This window comes from uncultured Psychroserpens sp., from assembly GCF_947501425.1.
GTDB lineage: Bacteria > Bacteroidota > Bacteroidia > Flavobacteriales > Flavobacteriaceae > Psychroserpens.
The window spans coordinates 1-1,180 of sequence record NZ_CANMVN010000023.1 but is presented as its reverse complement, the minus strand read 5'-3'; the positions used below and the strand labels follow the sequence as shown (position 1 = coordinate 1,180).

General features: G+C 40.5%; 1 pseudogene. It reads right to left on the bottom strand.

From position 1 onward, the window contains the following. Positions 1-1,180 (bottom strand): annotated as a pseudogene (locus Q0951_RS17020) (hypothetical protein); the annotation flags it as partial.

Here is a 1,180-nt window from a genome sequence, read left to right as displayed (position 1 = left end):
GTTGGAGCTGTTGGTGATGGAATTGGATTTACTCGCAGTAATATCGTGGCTGTTGTGCTTACAGCACAACCTGTAATATCATTGGTAGCGCGTACAAATATCGTCTGTGGGTTGACCATATTAGTATACGGACTTGAGATTGGGTTAACACCTGCATCGGCATCAGCCTGTGTCTCATAATACGTTAAACTAATCCCTGTTTGACCGTTTAAGATCTCATCAGTGGCTTCTTCTAAGGTGAATAACTCCATCTCATCTCCTGGATTGTTATCATCACACAACTCTAATGGTGATGGTTGTACCAGTACTGGTAATGCGTTTACAATCAGCTCTAAGGTCGTTAGCTTATAACAGCCTGTTGCCGGATCAATATCCTCTACTCTAACCCAGATGATCTGGTTAAAAGCTGTGGTATTGGTATAATTGGCTGGATTACCTATTGGGTTATTTGCCATATCGGCATTCATCTCTGTCTCATAGTAAGTCACAACATACTGTGAAGGATCTGCAAGATTCTGTAAAATCTCAGACTCCTTACTGGTCAAATCAAACTGTCCAAAACCATCTGCAGATAGATCATCACAAATCTCCAAGGCACTTGGCGATGCACCTAACTGTGGCGTTGGATTAACAATCAATACTAGTTCTACTAGTGTTGCACAATCTGTCGCTATTGTTGAACTCTCTACACGAACATAAATCGTTTGCATATCCTCTACAATGTTATTATATGGACTTGAAAGCGCATTGACATTATTATCTGCATCAGCCATCGTCTCATGGTAACTAACCGTTAAGGTCGGATCGCCTCCTGTGATCTCAATGTCTTTACTCATCAAATCAAAAACACCAAAGCCATCACTGTCCGGATCACAATACGTCAAGGGCGTAGGAGTATTGGCTATTGGCGCCTGCTCTACCGTTAATACTAATGTCGTGGTATTAGAACATCCTGTATTAATATCCTGTACATTAACATAAACCGTTTGCCCATTGAACATATTCGTATATGGTATAGGCAAGGGATTTACATTATTATCTGCATCAGCCTGGGTCTCATGATAACTTACCGAATAATTTGAATTGTTATCTGTGATCTCTACATTCTTTAACGTTAAATCTATACTCGTAATTCCATCTGGTGTACCATCATCGCAAACCTCTAATGGTGTAGGATCGA